General features: G+C 58.3%; 23 protein-coding genes. 12 read left to right on the top strand and 11 right to left on the bottom strand.

The annotated features are described in order from the left end of the window. Position 1 precedes the first annotated feature (1 nt). Both KR100_RS00110 and KR100_RS00105 read left to right on the top strand, forming a co-directional pair. On the top strand, positions 2 to 454 hold the full coding sequence (locus KR100_RS00110) for a hypothetical protein (RefSeq protein ID WP_038547465.1): 453 nt from the start codon (positions 2 to 4) through the stop codon (positions 452 to 454). Further along, positions 451 to 1074, top strand: coding sequence for a 2OG-Fe(II) oxygenase (locus KR100_RS00105; protein ID WP_038542139.1), 624 nt, complete (start codon positions 451 to 453; stop codon positions 1072 to 1074). The genes KR100_RS00110 and KR100_RS00105 overlap by 4 nt, the downstream gene beginning before the upstream one ends. Here the strand turns inward: KR100_RS00105 and KR100_RS00100 are convergent. Next, on the bottom strand, positions 1054 to 2367 hold the full coding sequence (locus KR100_RS00100) for a mechanosensitive ion channel family protein (RefSeq protein WP_038542135.1): 1314 nt from the start codon (positions 2365 to 2367) through the stop codon (positions 1054 to 1056). The genes KR100_RS00105 and KR100_RS00100 overlap by 21 nt on opposite strands. Beyond that, on the bottom strand, positions 2364 to 3620 hold the full coding sequence (locus KR100_RS00095) for an extracellular solute-binding protein (protein ID WP_038547462.1): 1257 nt from the start codon (positions 3618 to 3620) through the stop codon (positions 2364 to 2366). The genes KR100_RS00100 and KR100_RS00095 overlap by 4 nt, the downstream gene beginning before the upstream one ends. Before the next feature lie 87 nt (positions 3621 to 3707). On the opposite strand from KR100_RS00095, the gene KR100_RS00090 reads away from it, so the two are divergent. Further along, positions 3708 to 6452, top strand: coding sequence for a valine--tRNA ligase (locus KR100_RS00090; RefSeq protein ID WP_038542132.1), 2745 nt, complete (start codon positions 3708 to 3710; stop codon positions 6450 to 6452). 93 nt (positions 6453 to 6545) lie between these two features. On the opposite strand, the gene KR100_RS00085 is transcribed toward KR100_RS00090, so the two are convergent. From KR100_RS00085 to KR100_RS17000, 3 genes are all read right to left on the bottom strand, one after another. Beyond that, positions 6546 to 9044, bottom strand: coding sequence for a S8 family serine peptidase (locus tag KR100_RS00085; RefSeq protein ID WP_162176442.1), 2499 nt, complete (start codon positions 9042 to 9044; stop codon positions 6546 to 6548). A 146-nt stretch (positions 9045 to 9190) separates the two neighbouring features. Continuing rightward, complete coding sequence (locus KR100_RS14295) at positions 9191 to 9709, bottom strand: mechanosensitive ion channel family protein (protein WP_051847245.1); 519 nt, start codon at positions 9707 to 9709, stop codon at positions 9191 to 9193. Further along, positions 9703 to 9909 (bottom strand): mechanosensitive ion channel domain-containing protein, encoded by a 207-nt coding sequence (locus tag KR100_RS17000; protein ID WP_162176441.1) that lies wholly within the window; start codon positions 9907 to 9909, stop codon positions 9703 to 9705. Before KR100_RS17000 ends, KR100_RS14295 begins: the two co-directional genes overlap by 7 nt. Before the next feature lie 541 nt (positions 9910 to 10450). Between KR100_RS17000 and KR100_RS00075 the strand changes: the two genes are divergently transcribed. From KR100_RS00075 to KR100_RS00060, 4 genes are read left to right on the top strand one after another with little or no spacing between them, the layout of a single operon-like run. Further along, complete coding sequence (locus tag KR100_RS00075) at positions 10451 to 11425, top strand: ATP-binding cassette domain-containing protein (protein WP_038547459.1); 975 nt, start codon at positions 10451 to 10453, stop codon at positions 11423 to 11425. Then, entirely contained in the window at positions 11425 to 12222 is a 798-nt protein-coding gene (locus KR100_RS00070) for an ABC-2 family transporter protein (RefSeq protein ID WP_038542127.1), read from the top strand. Before KR100_RS00075 ends, KR100_RS00070 begins: the two co-directional genes overlap by 1 nt. Beyond that, the gene (locus tag KR100_RS00065) at positions 12222 to 13010 is read left to right on the top strand and encodes an ABC transporter permease (protein WP_038542124.1); all 789 of its coding nucleotides are present in this window, start codon (positions 12222 to 12224) and stop codon (positions 13008 to 13010) included. The genes KR100_RS00070 and KR100_RS00065 overlap by 1 nt, the downstream gene beginning before the upstream one ends. A 34-nt stretch (positions 13011 to 13044) precedes the next feature. Then, entirely contained in the window at positions 13045 to 13668 is a 624-nt protein-coding gene (locus KR100_RS00060) for a TVP38/TMEM64 family protein (protein WP_038542122.1), read from the top strand. On the opposite strand, the gene KR100_RS00055 is transcribed toward KR100_RS00060, so the two are convergent. After that, positions 13644 to 13826, bottom strand: coding sequence for a hypothetical protein (locus KR100_RS00055; protein WP_038542120.1), 183 nt, complete (start codon positions 13824 to 13826; stop codon positions 13644 to 13646). The two genes, KR100_RS00060 and KR100_RS00055, sit on opposite strands and share 25 nt — an antisense overlap. Before the next feature lie 141 nt (positions 13827 to 13967). Between KR100_RS00055 and KR100_RS00050 the strand changes: the two genes are divergently transcribed. Together KR100_RS00050 and KR100_RS00045 are read left to right on the top strand one after the other, a co-directional pair. Next, a complete protein-coding gene (locus KR100_RS00050) occupies positions 13968 to 14687 on the top strand; it encodes a hypothetical protein (protein WP_038542116.1) in 720 nt (239 codons plus the stop codon). Between the two features lie 150 nt (positions 14688 to 14837). Further along, positions 14838 to 15776, top strand: coding sequence for a hypothetical protein (locus tag KR100_RS00045; protein ID WP_038542114.1), 939 nt, complete (start codon positions 14838 to 14840; stop codon positions 15774 to 15776). 83 nt (positions 15777 to 15859) lie between these two features. Here KR100_RS00045 and ligA read toward each other — a convergent pair whose 3' ends face one another. Both ligA and KR100_RS00035 read right to left on the bottom strand, forming a co-directional pair. After that, on the bottom strand, positions 15860 to 17908 hold the full coding sequence (gene ligA / locus KR100_RS00040; protein WP_038542112.1) for an NAD-dependent DNA ligase LigA: 2049 nt from the start codon (positions 17906 to 17908) through the stop codon (positions 15860 to 15862). Beyond that, entirely contained in the window at positions 17901 to 18320 is a 420-nt protein-coding gene (locus tag KR100_RS00035) for a membrane protein (RefSeq protein ID WP_038547456.1), read from the bottom strand. The genes ligA and KR100_RS00035 overlap by 8 nt, the downstream gene beginning before the upstream one ends. Positions 18321 to 18395: 75 nt before the next feature. On the opposite strand from KR100_RS00035, the gene KR100_RS00030 reads away from it, so the two are divergent. The 3 genes from KR100_RS00030 to KR100_RS00020 all read left to right on the top strand — a co-directional run bounded on the left by KR100_RS00030 (position 18396) and on the right by KR100_RS00020 (position 20086). Then, a complete protein-coding gene (locus KR100_RS00030) occupies positions 18396 to 18944 on the top strand; it encodes a SprT family zinc-dependent metalloprotease (protein ID WP_038542109.1) in 549 nt (182 codons plus the stop codon). 108 nt (positions 18945 to 19052) lie between these two features. After that, positions 19053 to 19514, top strand: coding sequence for a hypothetical protein (locus KR100_RS00025; RefSeq protein WP_038542106.1), 462 nt, complete (start codon positions 19053 to 19055; stop codon positions 19512 to 19514). 50 nt (positions 19515 to 19564) lie between these two features. Beyond that, the gene (locus KR100_RS00020; protein ID WP_038542103.1) at positions 19565 to 20086 is read left to right on the top strand and encodes a DUF1269 domain-containing protein; all 522 of its coding nucleotides are present in this window, start codon (positions 19565 to 19567) and stop codon (positions 20084 to 20086) included. 43 nt (positions 20087 to 20129) lie between these two features. On the opposite strand, the gene KR100_RS00015 is transcribed toward KR100_RS00020, so the two are convergent. From KR100_RS00015 to KR100_RS16430, 3 genes are all read right to left on the bottom strand, one after another. Then, positions 20130 to 20546, bottom strand: a complete 417-nt coding sequence (locus KR100_RS00015) for a hypothetical protein (RefSeq protein ID WP_038542100.1) — start codon at positions 20544 to 20546, stop codon at positions 20130 to 20132. Between the two features lie 90 nt (positions 20547 to 20636). Then, positions 20637 to 21233, bottom strand: a complete 597-nt coding sequence (locus tag KR100_RS00010) for a chorismate lyase (RefSeq protein ID WP_204207796.1) — start codon at positions 21231 to 21233, stop codon at positions 20637 to 20639. Next, positions 21233 to 21991, bottom strand: coding sequence for a hypothetical protein (locus KR100_RS16430; protein ID WP_038542094.1), 759 nt, complete (start codon positions 21989 to 21991; stop codon positions 21233 to 21235). Before KR100_RS16430 ends, KR100_RS00010 begins: the two co-directional genes overlap by 1 nt.

Genomic DNA, 21991 nt, shown 5'->3' with positions numbered 1-21991 from the left:
CATGGATTCCGCTGACGCCACTGGCCTTCAGGCCACCTTGTTCAATTTCGCGATTGCTGAATTGGTGCGTCAGCACCGGGAGAGTTTCCAGCCGATCTGGACGGTCGACAGCTGGGTGAAGCTGCTGATCTGGTTGTCTCTGAATTGCGGTTGTCCCGGTGACGAGGCAGGCATGACCTCCTTCGCCGATGCACTCGGCCCGACGTTGACGGGCCGGATGCGGCGTCTGTTTTTCGAGCGTGAGCTGGAGGACTTGGATTTGAAAGTGATGGCCGATCCCGCTGAGCAGCAGGTGTTGATCCTGCCCATGGGACCCGGTGTCCCTCTGAACCGATCACTGGCCGGCAGCGTGATCAAGCGGATCGGTCTAGAGGATGACGTTGTGATGGATCAGGACCGCTGGCAGGAGCTGGATGCGGCCCTGGCGATTCCCCGGCGCGCGGGGGAGCGATGAAACTGATCGGTCGCTACCGCAATTCAGGCTTCGAGGCCGTGGCCGATGGCGTCATGGCGTTCTTTGATCGTCGTACGGATCTGCATCGGCCGGGAATCGCGTTCGGTCCCGGTGGCGGCGATCAGCCAGCGAAGCTCTCCACCGATATCAGTCTGGTTGCCATCGACCGCAGCGACCCGGATGCCTATGCCCTTGCTGAGGTGATCATTCGAGGGGTGTCTGCCGGGCTCGAGCGTTACCTCCAGGAACGCCCTCTATTTCGCTCGGTCTGTCCGGATCAGCACCTGTTCGTCATGCCGATCTTCAACCTGCAGCGTTATGCCCCCGGGGAGGGATTCCGGCAGTGGCACTGCGACTGGACGATCGGTGAGGAAGCCACCGAGCCCGTTCATCGCGTCCTGGCCTGGATTCTTTACTGCGACAGCGTTGACGAGGCCGGGACAGAATTCCACTGGCAGGATCACCACGAACCGGCAGAGCGAGGGAAGCTGCTGATTTTTCCGGCTGGTCCCTCGCACACCCATCGTGGACGGGTGAATGCCAACCTCAGCAAGACGATCGCAACCGGTTGGATCAATGGCGGCAGTCAGGAGAGTTACCTACAGCGTCTCTCCGGTTGATTCGTCATCAGCGACGTCCGCCTGAAGGCTGCGTCCGGCAGAGCCGATGCGCAGCGTCTGATTCTTTGAGGGTGGCCATTCCATTGGGTACACCTGTTGCTGTGGGAATGGAATGCCGATTCCATGCTCTTCAAAGGCCACCCAGATCATCTGGCGGAGATCACTTTCAACTGCAAATGCATCGAGGGGATTGCGGACCCAGAACAACACTTTGTAGTTGATGGAGGAGTCGGCGAATTGCGTCGTGAAAGCAGCTGGAGGCGGATATTCCAGGACGCGCTCATGGCTCTTGGCGACGTCCACCAGAACATCAATGACCTGCTGTGGCTCATGGTGGTAAGCCGCCCCCACATCCACACCGCCGCGTCTGGAGGTTTCCTCTGCGGTGAAGGATTCCGCCTCTTGTGTGAAGAAATTCTGGTTGGGTACCAGGAGTTCAGCGCCGTCGCGTCCACGGCGAAGCTGGGTGGCGCGCATGCCGAGTTTCCGAACCGTGCAGGGGTCACCATTCACCATCAGCACCTCGCCGGGGCGCACGGTTCCTTCAAAGAGAAGCCAGATGCTGCTGATGAAATTGGAAATAATTTCCTTCAGGCCAAAGCCAATACCAACGGACAACCCACCAGCAACTGCGACCAAAGCCGTTCCATTGATTCCGATGTAGTAGCTCACCCCAAAGACTCCGAGGCCAATCATTGAATATCGAAGAATGAGCTCAAGGGCTTTGCGACCTTGGATGGATATGCCGAAAAATTTTCCGCTGATCCACGCAAGCAAGGCCGCTGGACGACTCGCCAGGGTGAAGACTGCGTAGATCACCACAATGGCAGTGAACAGTTTTCCGATGGTGAGAACGACGCCAAAGATTGTGCCGATCTGAATCACTGAAAGAGCTTCCCGGCTTCCGATCATTTGAAAGAACGAGAGCAGTAAAAGCACCAGGAAAATTGGTCTGAAAATGGATTTATCCAGTTCGTCTGCGGGAAACTTCGGGACGCGTTTATTCAGAATATTTTTGATTGGTATCACGAGCCTCCAGGCAAGCCATGAGGCTGAGAGATAGCGGAGGAAGCCGCCAGGAAATCCGAAAGCCATGCTGATGACGCTGACAATCAGCAGAACGACTGGTGCCGCAAGGAGCTTGAGCTCGGGAGCGAGCTGGGTGTAACGGCGATGGATATATCGTTTTTCGAGCAGAATGACAGCCGCAAAGAGAGCGACTTGCATCAGAACAGATCCACGTTGCAGGTAGCCAAGCCAACTAATGATTTCGCGCAGAAACTCTCTGATCATTGCTTTTCCTCCTGCAATGCTGTGAGAATATTCTGGCTTGCTTCTTCAGGTGTTTCGATATCGTAAATTGTGTCGAGCAGATGATCAGAGATTGTGTCGTAGCGCTCTGGATCTCTGAACACCATCGCTTTGGTTCGGCTGGCTGCAGCTGAAACTTTGATGGCTTGCTCTTCGTATTGTGATAATGCTGATAGGCCTCCTGGTATTTTCGAAGCTACAATTCTTGCGGCATTTTTATCAACTGGAAATGATGTTTTGTTGCGCAGAGCATAGGTTTTCTGCGCCCATGGTTTGGTTATGAAGTCGATGAAGGTGAGAGCTTTTTCACGTTGTCCTGAGCTTGAGTTGCGTCCCAGTGACCAAACGGACAGTCTGGTCATGGCGCGAAGCTTTTTAGATGGCCCTTTTGGAATGCCGACAACCCCAAGTTTGTCCTTCATTGTTTCGCGCAGTTCCGGTAGATTTGTGCTCCAACATGTAATCCAGTCCAGTTCTCCGGCAATCAGGGCTCGGCGAAGTCTGTTTTGATCATTCAAAAATCGAATGTTTTGTTGATAGCTTGCCGTTTTGAGCCAGGTCAACCAAGTGCTGACTTTCTGTGCCTGTTCCTTTGTGGGTTGTTGGCCCTGCATGGCGATTTCAATCGCTTGCTCTGCTTGAAACGCTTCCGCCGTCCAGTACAGGTCTTTGAGTTGCAGAGCCAGGCCGAACGTCAGGTCATCATTGTCCTTGGGTAGGTCGATTAATGAATCTGGCGGTGTTTTAACCTTCTCTTTGTTGTAACAAGCCAACTGCACATATTGGCTGACAGGCTGACCAACAAGTTGCCCATCTTTCGCCCTTGCGAGATTAAAAATGTATGCTGGAATATTATCTCGACCTTTGGCGTCTGACCCGATCGGGTGAATCAAATTGCGGGAATATAATTCCAATGTTGTTTCACTATCGGTAATAATCAGATCCGGCCCAAATCCGCTATTGGTTTGCCTCTGGATTTCGTCGACGAAATTTCTTCGTCCATACAGCGCCGTTTGAATTCGAATCGAGCTGTCAACGCTTTGCAGCTGTTTGACAAGGCCGTCCACGAGGGCCCCCATGCGCTCGTAGTCGTCATATTCAGCGCCGGAGTCGCTGGGAATGGTCCGGGCCACTCTCAGCACCGTGGGGAAGCTGATCTCTTCGTTGTTGGAGCAAGCAGCCAGTAACCCCGAACAACAAAGCAAGGCTGCGAGGGACTGGATGAATCGCCGCATTCTTTCCCTGTGATGCATGGATTTTATGGGCGTTTTACTGGTTCACCCCTTTGCGAGCATGGCCGCGCCGATCCTGCGCCTTTATTCGTGCCTGAGCTTCCAAAGACCTACGACCCGGTTGGCACGGAAGCCCGCTGGCAGCAGGCCTGGGAGGACCAGCGAGCCTTCCATCCCGACCCGAAGGCCCCTGGTGAATCGTTTTCGGTGGTGATCCCGCCGCCGAACGTGACCGGAAGCCTGCACATGGGTCATGCCTTCAACACGGCCCTGATCGACACGATCGTGCGTTATCAGCGGCTGGCCGGAAAGAACGTGCTCTGCCTGCCAGGAACCGACCATGCCTCGATCGCGGTGCAGACGATTCTTGAGAAGCAGCTCAAGGACGAGGGCAAGACCCGCCATGACCTCGGCCGCGATGCCTTCCTGGAGCGGGCCTGGCAGTGGAAGGCCGACAGTGGTGGTCGGATCGTGGGCCAGCTGCGGCGGCTGGGTTATTCCGTTGATTGGCAGCGCCAGCGTTTCACCCTCGATGAGGGGCTCAGCGAAGCGGTGAAGGAGGCCTTCGTGCGCTTGCACGAGCAGGGACTGATCTATCGCGGTGAATATCTGGTGAACTGGTGTCCTGCCTCGGGTTCGGCGGTGAGCGATCTTGAGGTGGAGATGAAGGAGGTGGACGGTCACCTCTGGCATTTCCGCTACCCGCTCAGCAACGGCGACGGCCATCTGGAGGTAGCCACCACCCGCCCCGAAACGATGTTGGGCGACACGGCGGTGGCGGTGAATCCCACCGACGAGCGCTATGCCCATCTGGTGGGCCAGACCCTCACCCTCCCCTTCGTGGGGCGGGAGATTCCGATTGTGGCTGACGACCACGTGGAGAAGGATTTCGGCACCGGCTGCGTCAAGGTGACGCCGGCCCACGACCCCAACGATTTCGCCATCGGCCAGCGCCACGGTCTGCCCCAGATCACCGTGATGCGTAAGAACGGCACGATGAACAAGGAGGCCGGCCAGTTCGAGGGTCTGGATCGCTTCGAGGCCCGCAAGGCCGTGGTGGCTGGGCTCGAAGAGCTGGACCTGCTGGTGAAGGTGGAGGATTACCGCCACAGCGTTCCCTATTCCGACCGCGGCAAGGTGCCGGTGGAGCCATTGCTCTCGACCCAGTGGTTTGTCAAAACCGAGCCTTTGGCGGCTCGCTGCCGGGAGGCCCTCGAGAAGCAGGACCCCCGTTTGATCCCCGAGCGCTGGGAGAAGGTCTACCGCGACTGGCTCACCGACATCCGCGACTGGTGCATCAGCCGCCAGCTCTGGTGGGGCCATCGCATTCCCGCCTGGTTCGTGATCAGCGAGACCGGTGGCAAATACACCGACACCACGCCCTACGTGGTGGCCCGCAACGAAGCCGAAGCCCTGGAGAAGGCCAAAGCCGAGTACGGCCTAACGGTGGAGATCGAGCAGGACGAAGACGTGCTCGACACCTGGTTCTCCAGCGGCCTCTGGCCCTTCTCCACCCTTGGCTGGCCTGATACAGGCAGCGCGGACCTGCAGCGCTGGTACCCCACCAGCACCCTGGTGACGGGCTTCGACATCATCTTTTTCTGGGTGGCCCGGATGACGATGATGGCCGGCGCCTTCACCGGTGAGATGCCCTTCCAGGATGTCTACATCCACGGCCTGGTGAGGGATGAGCAGAACCGCAAGATGAGCAAGAGCGCCGGCAACGGCATCGATCCGCTGCTGCTGATCGAGCGTTACGGCACCGATGCCCTGCGCTTCGCCCTGGTGCGGGAAGTGGCTGGTGCCGGTCAGGACATTCGCCTTGACTACGACCGCAAGAAGGACACCTCCGCCACGGTGGAGGCATCGCGCAACTTCGCCAACAAGCTCTGGAACGCCACCCGTTTCGCCCTGATGAACCTGGGCGGCGAAACCCCGGCCCAACTCGGTGCCCCCGACCCTGCCGCCCTGCAGCTGGCGGACCGCTGGATCCTGTCCCGTCTGGCCCGGGTGAACCGGGAGACCGCCGAGCGCTACAGCAGCTATGGCCTGGGTGAGGCGGCCAAGGGCCTCTATGAGTTCGCCTGGAATGACGTTTGCGACTGGTATCTGGAGCTGAGCAAACGCCGGCTCAACCCCGGTGAGAATCCCTCAGCCGAGGCCCTCGTCGATCAGCGGGTCGCCAAGCAGGTGCTGGCCAAGGTGATCAGCCAGATGCATTTGATGCTGCATCCGCTGATGCCCCACCTCACCGAGGAGCTCTGGCACAGCGTCACCGGCGAGCCGGAGACCAGCTTTCTGGCGTTGCAGCCCTGGCCAGCGCTGGATGAAAGCGCTTTGGATGAGGCGTTGGAAGCCTCTTTCGATGAGCTGATCGGTGCCATCCGTGTGGTGCGCAACCTGCGAGCGGTGGCGGGCCTCAAGCCCTCCCAGCCGGTGCCGGTGCGCTTCGTCACCGGCCGCGGCGCGCTGGCGGCTGTGCTCACTCAGGGCACGGCCGACATCACAGCCTTGACGCGGGCGGAGTCGGTGGCGGTGATGGCGCCGGTTGAGGCCGATGCGGCTCCGGTCGCCAAGGCCCTCGCTGGAGTGAGCGGTGAGCTGCAGGTGTTGTTGCCGATCGAAGGCCTCGTCGATCTCGATGCGCTCAAGGGCCGCCTCGAGAAGGACATCGCCAAGGCGGAGAAGGAGATCAAGGGCCTGGCGGGCCGGCTTGGCAATCCCAACTTCGCTGACAAGGCCCCGCCGGAGGTGGTGGCGGAATGCCAGGCCAACCTGGCGGAGAAGCAGGCCCAGGCCGATCTGGCCCGCAAGCGCCTGGCCGACCTGAGCTGATTCGGCGATTCAGGCTGAACGCTGAACCATCACAAGAGAAAACATCAGCGCTGCAACAGCGCTGATGTTGATGATGGATGGGTGTTGATCGATTTAGAAGAGCGTTGCTTCTTCGATCATGGTTGGCGAGAGGTTGTTTGTTAGCTCGCCTTTGATTGGCATTGCGAGCTCATCTGAGGATTGCAACTGAGAGATTGGATGCAGAAGGTCCTGGAGGTTCGGGATGGGTTTCAAATAATCTTTGGGGAGTTCAAACAACTTCTTTTCTGGATCCAGGTAGGGAATGAAATTTATGATGCTTTTTGCCTTTGTGCCGAAGATGTCGAGTGATGCTTCCGAAAGGCGTGCTGTATCACCATCAGCGTTGGTGTCGAGGACTTCGACACTCCATTCTCCGCGTGAATCTTCGCCCCAGAATTGATTGGTGATGAAGGTGCGCTCGCCAAAGCTGTTTCGGCTGGTCCTGGCTGGGAATGGCCTGGCGTCACTGCCGCCGGGTGCCATCAGTACCGATCGTGTCCCGGATGGTGATTGGACGGCCAGCATGATCTCATCCTGTTCCTCCAGATCCAGTTTGATGTTGAGCTCGACCCATTCAACAGAGAGGTGGTCGTCAACCTCCCAGTTGCCTGCCTCGTTCAATGAATCAAGCCCACCCAGATTCCCTTCTTGAATGGTGAATGGGTTGGCCAAGATGCTGTTCGTGCTGATCTTGCGTTCTGGTGCGACGCGTCTCCAGCTACTGGCGAGTTCAACGGCGGCGCCGGCATTGACGATGCCGAAGCCAAAGGAATCGCTGACCCAGTGGCCGGCACCATTCTGGAACCAGCCGGTGTTATGGCCATCGTTGATATCGAACGTTGTGTTGACTCCCGGCGTGAACGTGTTACGCATCTCAATCGTGCCGGCAGCTGCAGGATTGGCTGCGTTGCCTCCTGCATTGGGGTCAATCGCATCCAGTTGTCCATCACCGTTGCTGTCAATCAGTCCGTTTTTGGTTGAAGTCTGGGCCAGGATGTGTTGAACATTGCGCCAGTCCAGGCTGGGGTTAGCCTCCAGCATCAGGGCAATGGTGCCGGTCACCATTGGTGCAGCTGCTGATGTGCCATTGAACCGGGTGTGTGTTGGGCCGTTGACGTAGCCAGCGTTGTCATTATTGAGGCCGCCATCAATTGCTGGATCGTCCGTCACATCGGCTGTCACCGTGCGTTGCTGATTGGCGTTTGCACCAGATGAATCGTCAAAACGGAAATTGGATCCATTGACTGGCGCACTGGCGAAAATGCTTGCCCCGGGGGTGCTGTATTGCTCAACTTCGCCGTTTCTCATTGTCGCTGCGACGACAATATTTTCACGCCTTGCCTTTGCACTGTTGTTGCTGTTGTCCCATCCTCGGGTAAAAGTCAGTCCAGGGTCTCGATCATTTCCCGCTGCCACAACTTGGATGGATCGTTCGGTTGCCATCTGCCAATTTGCAGCTTGTTGTGGCGTGTTGGTGCGAAATGTGCCATTGATTCCCGAAAAGCCCCAGCTGTTATTGACGACATCGGCGTAGTTGTAATAATCCTCTGAGGGCCAATCGGGTTGACGGTCTATAAATCCGAATGGCAGCCATTCGCTTTCTGGGGCAATACCAACTCCTGATTCACCATTGATCCGTCCCACGGCGATGCCGCTGACGGATGTTCCGTGCGATTGACCTCTGTTCCTCCGATCATTGACGGGCCAAAGATTGGATCCCAGGGCGTATGTGAATCCTTCTGGTTCAAACACATCGGCGATGCCGTTGTTGTTGGCATCGACTGCGTCATCGACGCCGTCGCCATCCCAGTCGACGCTGGTTGGTAGTGCGGATTGCAGGTCGCTGTGGTTGAGGTCGAAAAAGCTGTCCAGAACGCCAACACGCACGCCTTGGCCGCTGACTTGGTCCCAGGCTCCAACAGCATTGACGCCATAGCTGCCGTTGGCTGGATCGCTGGCCAGAAGCTGGAACAGTGGATCAGCGATTCCATCGCCATTGATGTCATCCGCTTGATCTCCGTCTGTCAGGTCTGGATCGAAGGCGCCTTCCGTGATCTCGTTCTGGTTGATACTCCCGTAGGTCACATGGATTTGCTCCACCTCCTGCCAGAGGTCGAGGTCGAGCGCTTTGGCGATCTTGCTGAGCCTTGCGAAGTCTGCTCTTGATCCCGCTTTGTAGCCCTTGAGTTGCAGCTCATCGAGTCCATAGCCTTGATTGTTTAAGACCGTCTTTTCTGCTTTGAGCCCAATTTTTTGAGCGTAGTGATTGAACTGGAGCAGGTTTTTCTCGTCGACGCCTGCGACCACCCATCCCTTGACATCGCTTTGTTGCTCTTTGGTTAGATTGCTCTGATCAGAGTAGAAGTCGATTGATTGGCGTACCGATTCGTTGAGTTCCTGGCGCCAGTCACTGGTTTTTGATCTGCTTGTTTTCTTGACCTGTTTTGTGGTGCTCATGGTGAGAGTCCTCGATTTGGTACTTGGTGTTTGATTTGAGTTTTTGAAGGTTTGGGGCTTATTTCCCCGCTTCCTTGTTCTCGCACCGAGTGACCGTTTCTTCCTCGATCTCAATCACGCTTTGCTGTGATCCTGCTCACGCGCTCTCGTGATTGAGATCTGCCCTTGCGTTCGATTGTCTGCCGTGCCGCAGAAAGTGTTTGTGAACAATGTGTTGTCTGATTGTTCTGGATCAGAAATCCTAATCGCTCTGGATGCCCTCAAGGTTCGCTTTTGTTTCGTGGCAGATCTTGCGCTGATTGCCTGAGGAATGCTTTTATGCCACTCAATGCATGGCTATTGCTTTTCGCGTCCAGGCGTTCGGTCCCCGTTGTGTCTATTTGTCTTTCTTGGCGAAGCGTTTTCTTGTCCGCCGGAGGCCATTCCATCGGATACACCTGCCGCTGGGGAAAGGGAATGGTGATGTCGTTCGCCTCGAATGCAGTCCAGATTTGTTGACGGAGTTCGCTGCCGACTTGGAGAGCTTCAAGAGGATTGCGTACAAAGAAATTAAGCTGGTACGTTATCGAAAAGTCGGCAAAATCGATCGTCAATGCTTCAGGCAGCGGCTTGCTCAGGACGCGTTTGTGTGATTGCGCAATCTCTTCCACTATGGGAATGATGTGCTGGGGATCGTGGTGATAAGCGGCACCAATCACGATGGATGGTCTCCTGCCGTTTTCACCTGCTGTGAACGATTCTGCTTTGGTCGAAAATAACACTTGATTTGGAATCAACATTCGGCGTCATCTCGTTGTCTGCTCAAAATGGTGGCTCTCAAGCTCAGTTGTTTGACCTTGTAAGGTTCATTCTCAATCATCAGAATTTCGCCAGGCTTGATGGATCCTTCCAGAATGAGCCAGATTCCAGTTGCAAGGTTGGCTATCGGTTCTTTCAGGCTAAGGCCAAGTCCGATTCCGATTGATACTGAGATGACCAAAAAAGTAATGCCCTGGTTCCTATAAAAGCGCAAGTGCTACCAATCCAATTGTCATGATCAAATATTGAAAAAAGGACTGAAGCGCCTTGCGACTTCGATCGTTAAACCTGAGAACAAATTGTATTAAATATGCCGTGATGGTTGCGAGTATTCGGTTCGTAGCAAGAATGAAATATAAGCCAACCATGATAAAAATGTATTGCCAATTATAAATTCAGTATTGGAAAAACTTGCTAACTTGACCAAGCTAATCGTTGAAAGACTGCTGAGTCGTCCGATAAAATAGATCAACGCTCCGATTAAGATTGCTGGCCATATCATCATGCTTGGTCAGACAGCAAGCTGTTTTTTTGACACAACTCATCAATCTGCCCCCACCCCCCCCTGTTCTTCGATGCTTTCGGTCTCGTTTTGCTTTTCAGATGCGATCACTTAACTGCTTCGATTGTTTAGGTTCCTTCCTCATGAACGACCTCATCTCCGGTCAGCAATAGGGTCAATCGCTTTTGCGCACAACAACACGTCAACCTGGCCAATGGCGCTGATACGCGTTGAAGGGCTGAGCAAGACCTATCGGGTTGCCGAGAAGCAGCCCGGTTTGGCAGGAACCCTGCGTCATTTCGTTCGGCGCCGCACGCGAGATGTGGTGGCGGTGCAGAACGTCTCCTTCCGGATCGAGCCTGGCGAGATGGTGGGTTTTCTCGGTGCCAACGGCGCTGGAAAGACCACAACATTGAAGATGCTCTGCGGCCTGATCCACCCCAGCGCTGGGGAGGTGCAGGTGGCGGGGCACCGGCCTCAGCGCCGCCAGGCGGAGTTCCTGCGTCGGATCACTCTTGTGATGGGCCAGAAGCAGCAGCTGCTCTGGGACCTGCCGCCAATGGATTCGCTGCGAGTGAATGCCGCGGTCTACGGCATCCCTGATGGCGTAGCCCGGCGGCGGATCAGCGAGCTGGCTGATCTCCTGGAGCTGGGAGAGGAGCTCACCCGGCCGGTGCGCAAGCTTTCCCTGGGCCAGCGGATGAAGGCCGAATTGCTGGCGGCTCTTTTGCATGAGCCGGAGGTGCTGTTCCTCGATGAACCGACTTTGGGGCTGGATGTGAATGCCCAGGCTCGGGTGCGTCAGTTCCTGGCGGAGTACAACCGCCGCACGGGGGCGACTGTGCTTCTCACCAGCCATTACATGGCTGACATCACGGCCCTGTGCCCCCGGGTGCTGCTGATTCATCAGGGGCGCTTGTTCCACGACGGTCCCCTTGACGCGCTCGCCGATCAATTGGCGCCGGAGCGGGAGGTGCGGCTGGAGTTGGAGTCGCCCGTTGATGCGGATGCCCTGTCCGGGCTGGGGCGTCTCGAACAGTTGGAGGGCTGCGACGTGCGGCTGCTGGTGCCCCGTGACCAGCTCACCGCCGTGGTGGCGCAGCTGCTGGATCGCTTTCCCGTGCGTGATCTGGATGTGACCGATCCGCCAATCGAGGAACTGATTGGTGGGTTGTTTCGGCAGGGGCGGGTCTGATGCGGATCCTCGGTCTGAACCGTCGGATCATTCGGGTGCTGCTGGGCACCCAGTACGCCCACATGCTCGAGTACCGCGCCGAGATTGCCCTCTGGGCCCTGTCCGGGGTGCTGCCATTCATCATGCTCAGTGTCTGGAGCGGCAGCGAGGCCCGCACTGGCCTGGGGCTCGATGGTGTTGCCCTGGATCGCTATTTCCTCAGCGCCTTCCTGGTGCGCCAGTTCTCGGTGGTGTGGGTGGTCTACGCCTTCGAGGAAGACGCCCTGCTGGGCCGGCTCTCGCCCTACCTGCTGCAACCGCTGCACCCTCTCTGGCGATACGTGGCGGCCCACCTTGGTGAACAGCTCACCCGCCTGCCCTTCGCGGCCGTGATCGCGGCGGTGTTCTTTGTGATTCAGCCCCAGGCTTTCTGGCTGCCCTCCTTCGGTGGTTTTCTGCTGGCCTGGCTGGCCACCTGGCTGGCCTTTGCCATCGCCTTCCTGTTCCAGAGCCTGATTGCGGCCCTCTGCTTCTGGAGTGAGAAGGCCAGTGCCCTGGAGCGGCTTCAGTTCATTCCGTTTGTGTTCCTCTCCGGCCTGCTGGCGCCGCTCACGGCCTTCCCGCCGGCGGTGCGGGCTGTGGCCCAGTGGACGCCGTTTCCGTATCTGATCGACTTTCCGGCTCGGGTGCTGGCCGGCCAATCGGTGGACCTGGCAGCGGGCTTCGGGGCCCAGCTGGCCTGGGTTGCTCTGTTGCTGCCGCTGGTCCTGCTGCTCTGGCGGGCCGGCGTGCGCCGCTACAGCGCCATGGGGGCCTGATGGAGCGCTATGGGCGAACCCTGCGCCGCTTCTGGAGCACCGCCGTGGCGGTGCAGCTGGAGTATCAGGCCAATGTGTTGATCGAGTTGCTGGCGGTGGCGATGAGCCTCAGCGGCAGCCTGTTTCTGCTCTCGCTGTTCTATGGCCCCGATCAGACCCTGGGGGGCTGGAGCTGGGCCCAGGCCCTGATGGTGCAGGGGCTCTACACCGTGTTTGACGGCATGGCCAGCACCTGGCTGCGCCCGAACCTTGGGGCGATCGTCACCCACGTGCGTGAGGGCACCCTGGATTTCGTGCTGCTCAAGCCGATCGACAGCCAGTTCTGGTTGTCGCTGCGCACGCTGTCGCCGGCGGGGCTGCCGGAGATCGGCCTGGGGCTGGGGCTTCTTGCCTGGGGGTGCCATCAGGCCGGCGTGGTGCTCAGCCTCTCTGGGCTGTTCACCGTGCTGGTGATGCTGCTGGCCGGTGGCCTGATCCTCTACTCGCTCTGGTTTCTGATTGCCGCCACCAGCATCTGGTTCGTCAAAACCTGGAATGCCACTGAGGTGTTGCGGGCTTTGCTGGCCTCCGGCCGCTATCCCCTCAGTGCCTACCCACCGGCCCTGCGTCTGCTGTTCACCGTTGTGCTGCCGGTGGCGTTTCTCACCACGGTTCCCGCCCAGGTGCTTCTTGGAGAGGCTGCAGCACCGATGCTGCTGGCGGGCTTGGTTCTGGCGGTGCTGTTCTTTGCGGCGGCGCGAGCCTTCTGGCTCTTCGCCCTGCGCTTCTACACCTCAGCGTCCAGTTAGTGCAATGCTCCGCTGCATGCGTGGGTGAGTTCGCTTGATCTCCTTGGTTCAGCACTGGCTCCCTGAGGTGTTGGAGTTTCTGCGTTCCCCGGTCGGAGCACTGCTGTTTGTCCCGCTCTATGCCCTCTGGGTGACCTTGCTGCTGCCGGGGGTTTGGGCGTCGATGCTGGCCGGGGTGCTCTACGGCACCTGGCTCGGCAGCGGACTGGTGTTCGTTGGGGCCTGCCTGGGGGCTGTGGTGGTCTTCCTGCTGGGGCGTTCGGTGCTGCGCGATTGGGCGCGGTTCCGCATGGAGCAGCTTCCCAAGCTTCAGGCGGTGGAGCGGGCCGTCAGCAAGGAGGGGCTGAAGCTGGTGCTGCTGACGCGCCTCTCGCCCGCCTTCCCTTTCTCCCTTCTCAACCTGGCCTATGGCCTCAGTGAGGTGAGCCTGCGGGACTACTGCATTGGCTTGATCGGGATCCTGCCCGGCACGGTGCTGTTCTGCGGGTTGGGTGCTCTGGCCGGAGATGTGGCTCGTTTCGGCGACGTTCTTGGTGGTGAGGCGGATGCCGGCACCTGGGCGCTGCGGGTGGTTGGGGTGCTTGCCACGGTGGCCGTGGTCTGGCTGGTAAGCCGGGCAGCCCGGAGGGCCCTTCAGGATGTGGAGACGTCGCTCTGATCGGGATTGGGCAGTCGCCAGTCCCGCAGAGCAGCGATCAGGATGAACCAGGCCAGACGTATGCGCGCGATTGGGCCGCGGCGCTGCTGCAGGTCAGCCAGCTTGGCCCGTCCGCAGTCGGTCTTGATCCAGCGAAAAATGGTTGAGCGATCACTCATGTCCCTAGGTATAAAAATCTGTGATGTGATGTGATGTTGTACACAATACTTGCGTGATAAACAATACTAAGCTGATTTTTAACCCAGGCTTACTTTTTGAAGTGCAAAATCTCAATGTGCCTCTAATAAAAGAGTTTCGTCATGGCAAACAAAATCGTTGATTCCAACGGTGACGCCAAGATTTCGAGCAAAGTTATAAAGGCTAAAACTCATATTCAACCTGGTGGCGCAGAAAAGATCAGCTATGATCCAGTTAACAAGCATGCCTGTTTAATCACTGGTGAGTATAACGAAAAAGGGGGGACAAGTTATTGTATAGATTATTCTAAGGGATTCAATAAAAAGCCGAAGGTGATCGGTGAAGTCTTTCTGAAATGTGATGCTACGGATATCGCGATCAGTTCCCAGGGTCTTGCGGCTGCAACTGTTGTCGAGCCGAAGACAGCTGAGTCAAAGGTGACTTTCTTTCAGCTTGTCGGCGGCAAAAATCCAGTCAAGGAAGTCGCTACTACTAAGGTTGTTGGCAACCTGGCTGACCAGTTGGTGTTTACCCCCGATGGCAACACCTTGATTGTGGCAAATGAAGGACAGCCTCTTGATTTCTACGGGATTGAAAAGAAACAATATGGTATCGGAACCAATCCGAAAGGTTCGATTGCCATCATTGATGTCGATAATAAAAATCCGTCAAAATCTGACGTCACAACACTTGAGTTCAAGTTATTTAACAAAAAGCTCGCAAAAGCTGGTGTTCGTCTCTCTGGTCCGGATAAGGGTGATTACAAGAAATTTGGCATCGTAGACCTTGAGCCTGAGTACGTTGCGACTTCAAGTGAGAAAGAAGCGATTGTTGCTCTTTAGGAAAATAATGGTATCGCGGTCGTTGATCTTGCTAAGAAGAAAATCAAGCGAGTTTTTGGCCTCGAGCCGAAAAGCTTTGATGGTATCCCCATCGATACCAACAATGAGGATGAGATTTTTGCACCGACTGAGAAACAGAATCTCTTTGGGTTGTCGCAACCTGATGGCATCAGCTCCTACGTCAATGCTGCGGGCAAGCTTCTCTATGTCTCACCCGGTGAGGGAGATGGCAGAATCCGTCCTGATGATGTGAACCTCGAAATCGAAGCCCTGATTGAAGACGGACTCACCGATGCTTTTGAAGGAGAGAAAACCTTCTCCTATGGTTCGAATGATGCCGGTGGCGCCGTTTTCTCAGATGCTGATCCTTGGCAAGAAGATGCCACTCTCTATATTTATGATCAAGCAGGATTCGGCAACAAGGGTGACTTTGATGTAGAGAATGACGACGAACTATTTGCCACCCTTAAGCATGGTGCCAACAAAGATGATGGCTTCTATTACGACGAAGTTCGCTCTAAGGATTTAGAGGAAGAGTATGGCAATGTATCCAAATTTGATTCCGCCATCTTGGCTGAGGGTCGTTTGAAGACTCTGAAGGATATGAATGATCCCAAAACTGGTGATCTCTACATGATGGGAACCAGGGATTTCTCGTTCTTCGACGCGAAAGGGGAGACCCTTTATCACACCGGCAACATGCTTGAGGAGATTGCTGCAAGTCTCAACCATTACGACGATGGACGCAGCGACGACAAAGGTACTGAGCCGGAGCACACGGTCTCCTTCAGCATGACTGACAAAAAGGGTAATAACGAACGTGACCTTGTCGCTGTTGGACTTGAGCGTGCCTTAGACCAGAGCAGCACCGCCTATGGCAGCTTGCCAGCTGGCTCCATCATTCCTGTGTTTGATGTCACTGATCTCAAAGATGTGAAGCATTTGGCGACATTCTGGTCGCCAAATTCGTGGTCGCCTGAGGGTATCTATTACGTGCAAGAAGCAGACCATAAGGGCGCGCCTCTCGTGGCGAGCGAAATGTCTGGCTCCGTTTCAACTTTCCCTGTCAGCTATAGCGATCTGTTTTGATTCGTTCATGCCAATTAGCGTGAGTCGTTTTTCTTAGTGACATCGCCCCCAGTCACGGTTTTTGCCTATGAGGCTGGGGTTTCTTACTGGCTTTGCTCAAGAAGTTGCTGGAATGCAGATTCATCGAGAATCGTGATCTTCAGGCTCTCGGCTTTGCTCAATTTGCTTCCAGCGGCCTCGCCCGCCACCAGGTAGTCGGTTTTCTTGCTGACGCTGCCGCTCACCTTGCCGCCCGCCGCTTCGATCAGCGCTTTGGCCTCGCTGCGGCTCAGGCTGGGGAGCGTGCCCGTGAGTACCAGGGTTTTGCCCCGCAGCACCCCGTCGGTGTCAGCTCCGGCCTGGCTTGCGGCCTCCTGCTCTGAGGCACTGGCTTCCAGGGAGAGGCCGACGCTGCGCAAGTCTTTGAGCAGCTGTTGGTTGGCAGGCGTGCCCAGCCATTGGCCGAGGCTGGCGCTGATTTCCGGGCCGATGCCATGCAGTTCGGAGATCTGCTCCGGGGCCTCCAGGGCCGCTGTCGCCAGGCTGTCGCTGCTGAAGAACTCAGCAGCGAGCGCTTTGGCGTTGACCTCGCCGATGTGGCGGATGCCGAGGCCGTAGAGCTGGCGATGCCAGGGCTGCTGTTTGGAGGCTTCGAGGGCCGCCACCAGGTTGGTGGCCGACTTGGCGCCCATGCGATCCAGGCTGGCGAGCAGGGCCGCATCCAGGCGGTAGAGATCGGCCAGCGAGCGCACCAGGCCGCGGTCCACCAGCTGTTCGATCAACTTGCTGCCAAGGCCATCCACATCCAGGGCGCCCTTGCTCACCCAGTGCCGCAGGCCACCCCGCAGGATCGCCGGGCAGCTGCTGTTCACACAGCGGGTGGCGGCTTCGTCGCCCTCCCTCACCAGGCTGGAGCCACATTCGGGGCAGTGCTGCGGCAGTTGCACAGGGGTGGCGTCGCTTGGCCTGAGCTCCGGCAGCACCCGCACCACTTCGGGGATGATCTCCCCGGCCTTGCGCACCACGATGGTGTCGCCCAGATGCAGATCCAGTTCAGCGATCCGATCGGCGTTGTGCAGGGTGGCGCGGCTGACGCTGGTGCCGGCTAGCGCCACCGCTTCGAATTCAGCGACGGGGGTGACAGCACCGGTTCGCCCCACCTGAGCACCAACACGCAGCAGACGGGTGGGGGCTTCTTCGGCAGGGTATTTGAGGGCGATCGCCCAGCGCGGTGCTTTCTGGGTGAAGCCGGCTTCGTCCTGCAGCAGCAGGTCGTTCAGCTTCACCACCACGCCGTCGGTGGCATAGGGGAGCTCATGGCGACCCTGCTCCCAGTGGTCGCAGAAGCGATTGATGGCGGCCAGGTCTGCACAGAGCTCCCGGTTCGGGTTCACGCGAAAGCCGGCTGTGTTGAGCCACTCCAGAGCATCCCATTGGCTGGAAGGTTGGGCGTCATCCGGCAGATGCAGGGTGTAAGCGAAGAAGTCGAGCCGGCGGGCGGCCACCACCTTCGGATCCAGTTGACGCAGGGTTCCGGCGCAGGCGTTGCGGGGATTGGCGAACAGGGCTTCGCCCCGTTGCTCCCGCTCGGCATTGATCGCCGCGAAGGTGGCATCGGGGATGAAGGCTTCGCCACGCACCTCCACCCACTCCGGTGGGTTGTTGACCTGCAGGCGAAGCGGGATGGAGCTGATCGTGCGCACGTTGGCGGTGATCTCCTCACCGCGCGCGCCGTCGCCACGGGTGGCGGCCCTTTCCAACACCCCATGGCGGTAGCTCAGGGCAAGGGCGTTGCCGTCAATTTTCAGTTCCCCCACCAGGGGCAGCCGCGTGTCGTCGGGGCGGTCAAGCACCCTGAGCAGCCGTTCGTGCCAGGCCTGCAGGTCGTCGCGGTTGAAGGCGTTGTCGAGGCTGAGCAGGCCCACACGGTGCTCAACGTTGGTGAATCCTTCCGCTGGAACCCCACCCACCCGCTGGGTGGGGCTGTCGGGTCTCTGCAGGGCTGGATCGCTGGCTTCCAGCTCCGAAAGCTCGCGGTAGAGGCGGTCGTAGACCGCGTCCTCCATCACCGGAGCATCGAGGACGTAGTAAGCGTGGGCTGCACGGTTGAGCAAATGCCGCAGTTCCGCGGCCCGCTCGTGCGGATCAGGCATTGACAGGGTTGATGCGGGCGATGCGCCAGTTGTCATCAACCTTGGTGAAGGTGAAGTCGAGGGGAAGCTCGTCGTCGTTCTCAGCCTTCAGTTTCACGGTGAGGATCACGTCGCTTTCCTGAATGCGAGGACGGCCGGATTTGAGATTGCGGTATTTGTTCAGCTTCAGTCCGGCGAGAAAGCGGATGAACTGCTGCCGATTCACGTGTTGTCGGTAGGACTTGGTGGTGAGCAGGTAAGCGGCATCGATCCGACCAGCCGCCACCTGGGTGAAGAACTGCTTGATCAGTGGATTGATGCCCCTGGCGCTCAGCACCAGCTTCACGGCTGTGATTGTCCAGTAGAGAAGCAGGGCGCCACCTCCGGCCAGCAGCGCCTTGCTGCCGATCTCGCGTACCAGACCCAGTTCCATTGCCTGCCTTGGAAGCAGCGCTGAGTCTGACTGACCGCGGCAGGATGACGGGGCAACCAACCCACTGACCGACCGCTGCCGCTTCTGCCCCTGCTGCCGCTTTTTCACCGTCTCAACCGTGAACACTTCGATGGGGTGCTTGTGCGTGCTGGACAGCCGCGTGTCGCGGTTCGATGGAGCGACGGTCGCATGAGCCGAACGGCTGGCTTTTATCGCCGTGGTCCTAGGGTCGCCGGAGCACGTGGCTGCGAGATCGTGCTGTCACGTCCGCTGCTTGAGCCTCTGCCTCGGGAGGCGACGGAAAGCACCCTCTGTCACGAGATGATTCACGCCTGGGTGGATCTCGTCCTTAGGAGCCGCGAGGGTCATGGGCCCAGGTTTCGGCAACGGATGGCCCAGATCAATGCGGATCAGAAGCGTTTTGAAGTCCGTGTTCGCCACAGCTACCCCGTCCCGTCGAAACCACCGCGCTGGTGGGCGGTTTGTCCGATCTGCCGCCATCGCACCCCTTACCTCCGACGTGTGAGGAACGCTGCCTGCCGACGTTGCTGTGATCGGTTACATGGTGGACAGTGGCATGCAAGCTGTCTGCTCGACTACGTGCCGGCTGAGCCCACGCCCTGATCCATGGATGCCTTTCTTCTGACCCTGGAGTGTGCCGGCGTTGTGATTGTTGTGATCGGGCTGCGACGGGAACACTGGTTGCGCCACCGCCGCCGGTAACGTCAGACCATGGATGACAGACGTCTTCGCGGTTCTCGCCATCGGGATGGTTTGGACCGTCGAATGGATCAATGGCTCGAGACTGGTCGTCAGCTCGTGGATGGAGTGTCGGGGCGGCGTCCTGGACAACGCAGGGCCTCATTGGATCTTGATTCCGTGGGTCGCTGGGTTGGTGAAAAGGTGGAATGGCTTCTGGAAGACGATGAGGATTGGCGTGAGCCATGGCAGGAGCAGGAGAACGGTGCCTCCGCGGTCCGCCCTGCTGCTGAAGCCCCTCCTGTCAGACGTCCATTGGATGCGATTTCCAGGCGCAGTTCGCCTCCTGACACGACAACTGAGGCTGCAGCATCTGACGCGAGCCGCGATGAAGGCTGGCCAGACGATGACAACTTTCGCGTCGAGCGCTGGAGTCGCGGCACAGATCAGACGTCACGACGGTCATTGCCCCGTTCGAGTCGTCGCCGTACCTGACGCTGATGGACCTCCGTTCCTAACTTTCGTGTGATCGCCACTTCAACTCGATGAGCAATTTGATCGTGATCGGTTTCCCCAAGGTTGAGGAAGCGGAGACCGTTCGCCAGGAACTGGTCGGAATTCAACAGGAGCATCTGATCTCCCTGGAGGATGCCGTCGTCCTGGAGCATGGCGAGGACGGTCATGTTCACCTACGCCAGGCGATCAATCTGGCGGCGGCTGGCGCCGTGAGTGGCAGTTTCTGGGGCATGCTCGTCGGCTTGATTTTTCTGAATCCCCTTGTCGGACTTGCCGTTGGAGCCGGAGCCGGCGCCGCATCAGGGGCGCTCAGTGACATCGGGATCAACGATCAGTTCCTGAAGGATCTCAGTGAGACATTGCCGAAAGGCAGCGCAGCCCTTGCTTTGCTGGTTCGGGACAGCACGCCCGACAAGGTGGTGGAGCGTCTCCGCAGCCATGCCCCCAACGCCCGGCTTGTGAAGACCAGTCTCAGCAATACCGATGAAGAGCAACTGAGGGATTTGCTGCAGAAGGCAGCTCAGCAGGCGGAAGCCCTTCGCCTCAGCTGAGCAACCCGGTCAACAGAGCAAGCGCGGTCTGCAGCGAACGGGCTCAGTGAGGGACGCGGAAGCGACAGCCGCGAGCAGCGAGTTGGTGGTTCACATCATCTGCCAACTCGCCGGGAATGTCCTCAGCCATCTGCTCAACGGTGGCATTGATCGAAGGAGATCCTTCCTCCATCGCTTCGAGAAACTGGGTCCACTGCTGCACCTGAAGGCTGCGGCTCATGGGTGAGTAGCCGCGGGCCTGCAGCTCGCGGCCGCAGATGTCTCGATTCCAGAGGGTGGCGCGCCCCTGGCTGTGCGGCCCTGATGACATGGCGGCACCCATGTCGAGAGCGATTGGCGTCGGGCGCCCACGACGGTCTCGCCAGCCGAGATGTTCCATCGTGCGGCCGCAATGAATGGCCGAGATGCCATAGATCCGACCGAGGTCGGTGAGGCTGAGCCAGGAGGCTGAGGCTGCCATGACACGGTGAATCACTGTGTTCACATCTTCCTCACTGCATACCTGATGGCAAGTTGTCAAGAGCAAATCCCAACAATCTCGTTGATTAGTTCATGAACTTCTCTGAAGCTCCTGCCTGAGGGTCGGTCCCAGCCAGGTTTCCAGCTGGGGGCTGAACACCTCCCGGATCACTGTGAGCGCTTTTCCACCCCGGAAGAACCGGTAGTGGCGACTCCAGAACGGTCCCTGCAAACCAAAGGCCTTCCGCAACCAGTCCGCATCAACCAGGGCCAGACCATCAACCTCCCGAAACAGTTCCGAGCGCCCCTGCGTGAGACTGCGCCAGATCGGCAGGTTGCGATCCTGCAGGTGCAGGTCGGCTTCGGCCTGGTTCCACCAGCTTTCCGCCCAGGCCAGGGTGATGCCTCCGCAGGTCAGCCAGACCTGGCGACGCAACAGAGGGGTCTGCAGTTCGTTGACTTCGCTTGGGGCATCCGCAGGACTGTTCTGTTCGGGTTCCATCGCGATCAGGTCCACGGCGACCGGCTCTCCGGTGAGCAGGCGCAGGTGGCGTGTCGGGCTGCCATCCCCCAGCAGCATCAGTCGCCAGGGACCTGGAAGTTGCCGCGGACCTTCTCCGGAGAGCACCGCTTTCGTCGGGGCTTGCCAGAGCTGTGGCGGTGAGGTGAAAAGGGAGGAGTCGTCGATCAGAACACGCCTCCAACGGACAGGTTGCGCCGTTCGCCATTGCGTCGGATCACGGCGCCGGTGTCGGTGATCGCTTCAAGCGTCCAGCCGCTGTTGCCGATGGGTTCACCGATGCCAGCTGAGAGGGACCCCTGGCCAACCTGAAAGATCGCCGAACTGCTGTCTCCGGGACCCTGGACGACACCGGTGAGCTGAGGTTCATTGTCGATTCGCCCAGGGTCGGGAGTCGTGAGCGATGGAGCGAAGTCGGGTTGTTGGCTGGGCAGGGGTGACTGGCGGATCGGCAGCGTCAGTGGCGCCAGGCTGATGGCGTCTGGCTGTTGGGCAGACGGCTGGTCCCTCGTTGGTGGCGGCAGGTCGCTGAGTGTCGCCTGTCGTGGTTGCTCCGCCGCCGCCATGGGTTCCTTCGCTTGCGTGATGTTCTGGCGCAGGCGCTCGACAAGCAGCAGATTTCGTTCCTGCTCAAGCTGAGACTGGGAGATCTGCCAGTTGCCAATCAGCCAGCCGCAACTCACCACACTGGCGACTGCGATCCCCGTAAGCATCGGCAGTAACCACAGGTTTGAGTCCTGGTGCTTTGCCGGCTCAGCTGGATTCGGTTTTGTTTCCTGGATCGGCGTTGGTTCCTCGACGGCGACGTCAACCGCCATCAGGTGTCGCTCTGCCGCATCGAAGGCATCCTGTTCAAACACCTTGTCCATCACCTGCTCCGCACGCAGGTTCCAGTAGGCACGTGATGTCGGGACTCTGGAAGGCAA

The sequence above is a fragment of the Synechococcus sp. KORDI-100 genome, assembly GCF_000737535.1.
Classification (GTDB): domain Bacteria; phylum Cyanobacteriota; class Cyanobacteriia; order PCC-6307; family Cyanobiaceae; genus Parasynechococcus.
Note: the sequence above shows the minus strand (reverse complement) of the source record. Positions and strands in the feature narration are given on the sequence as shown.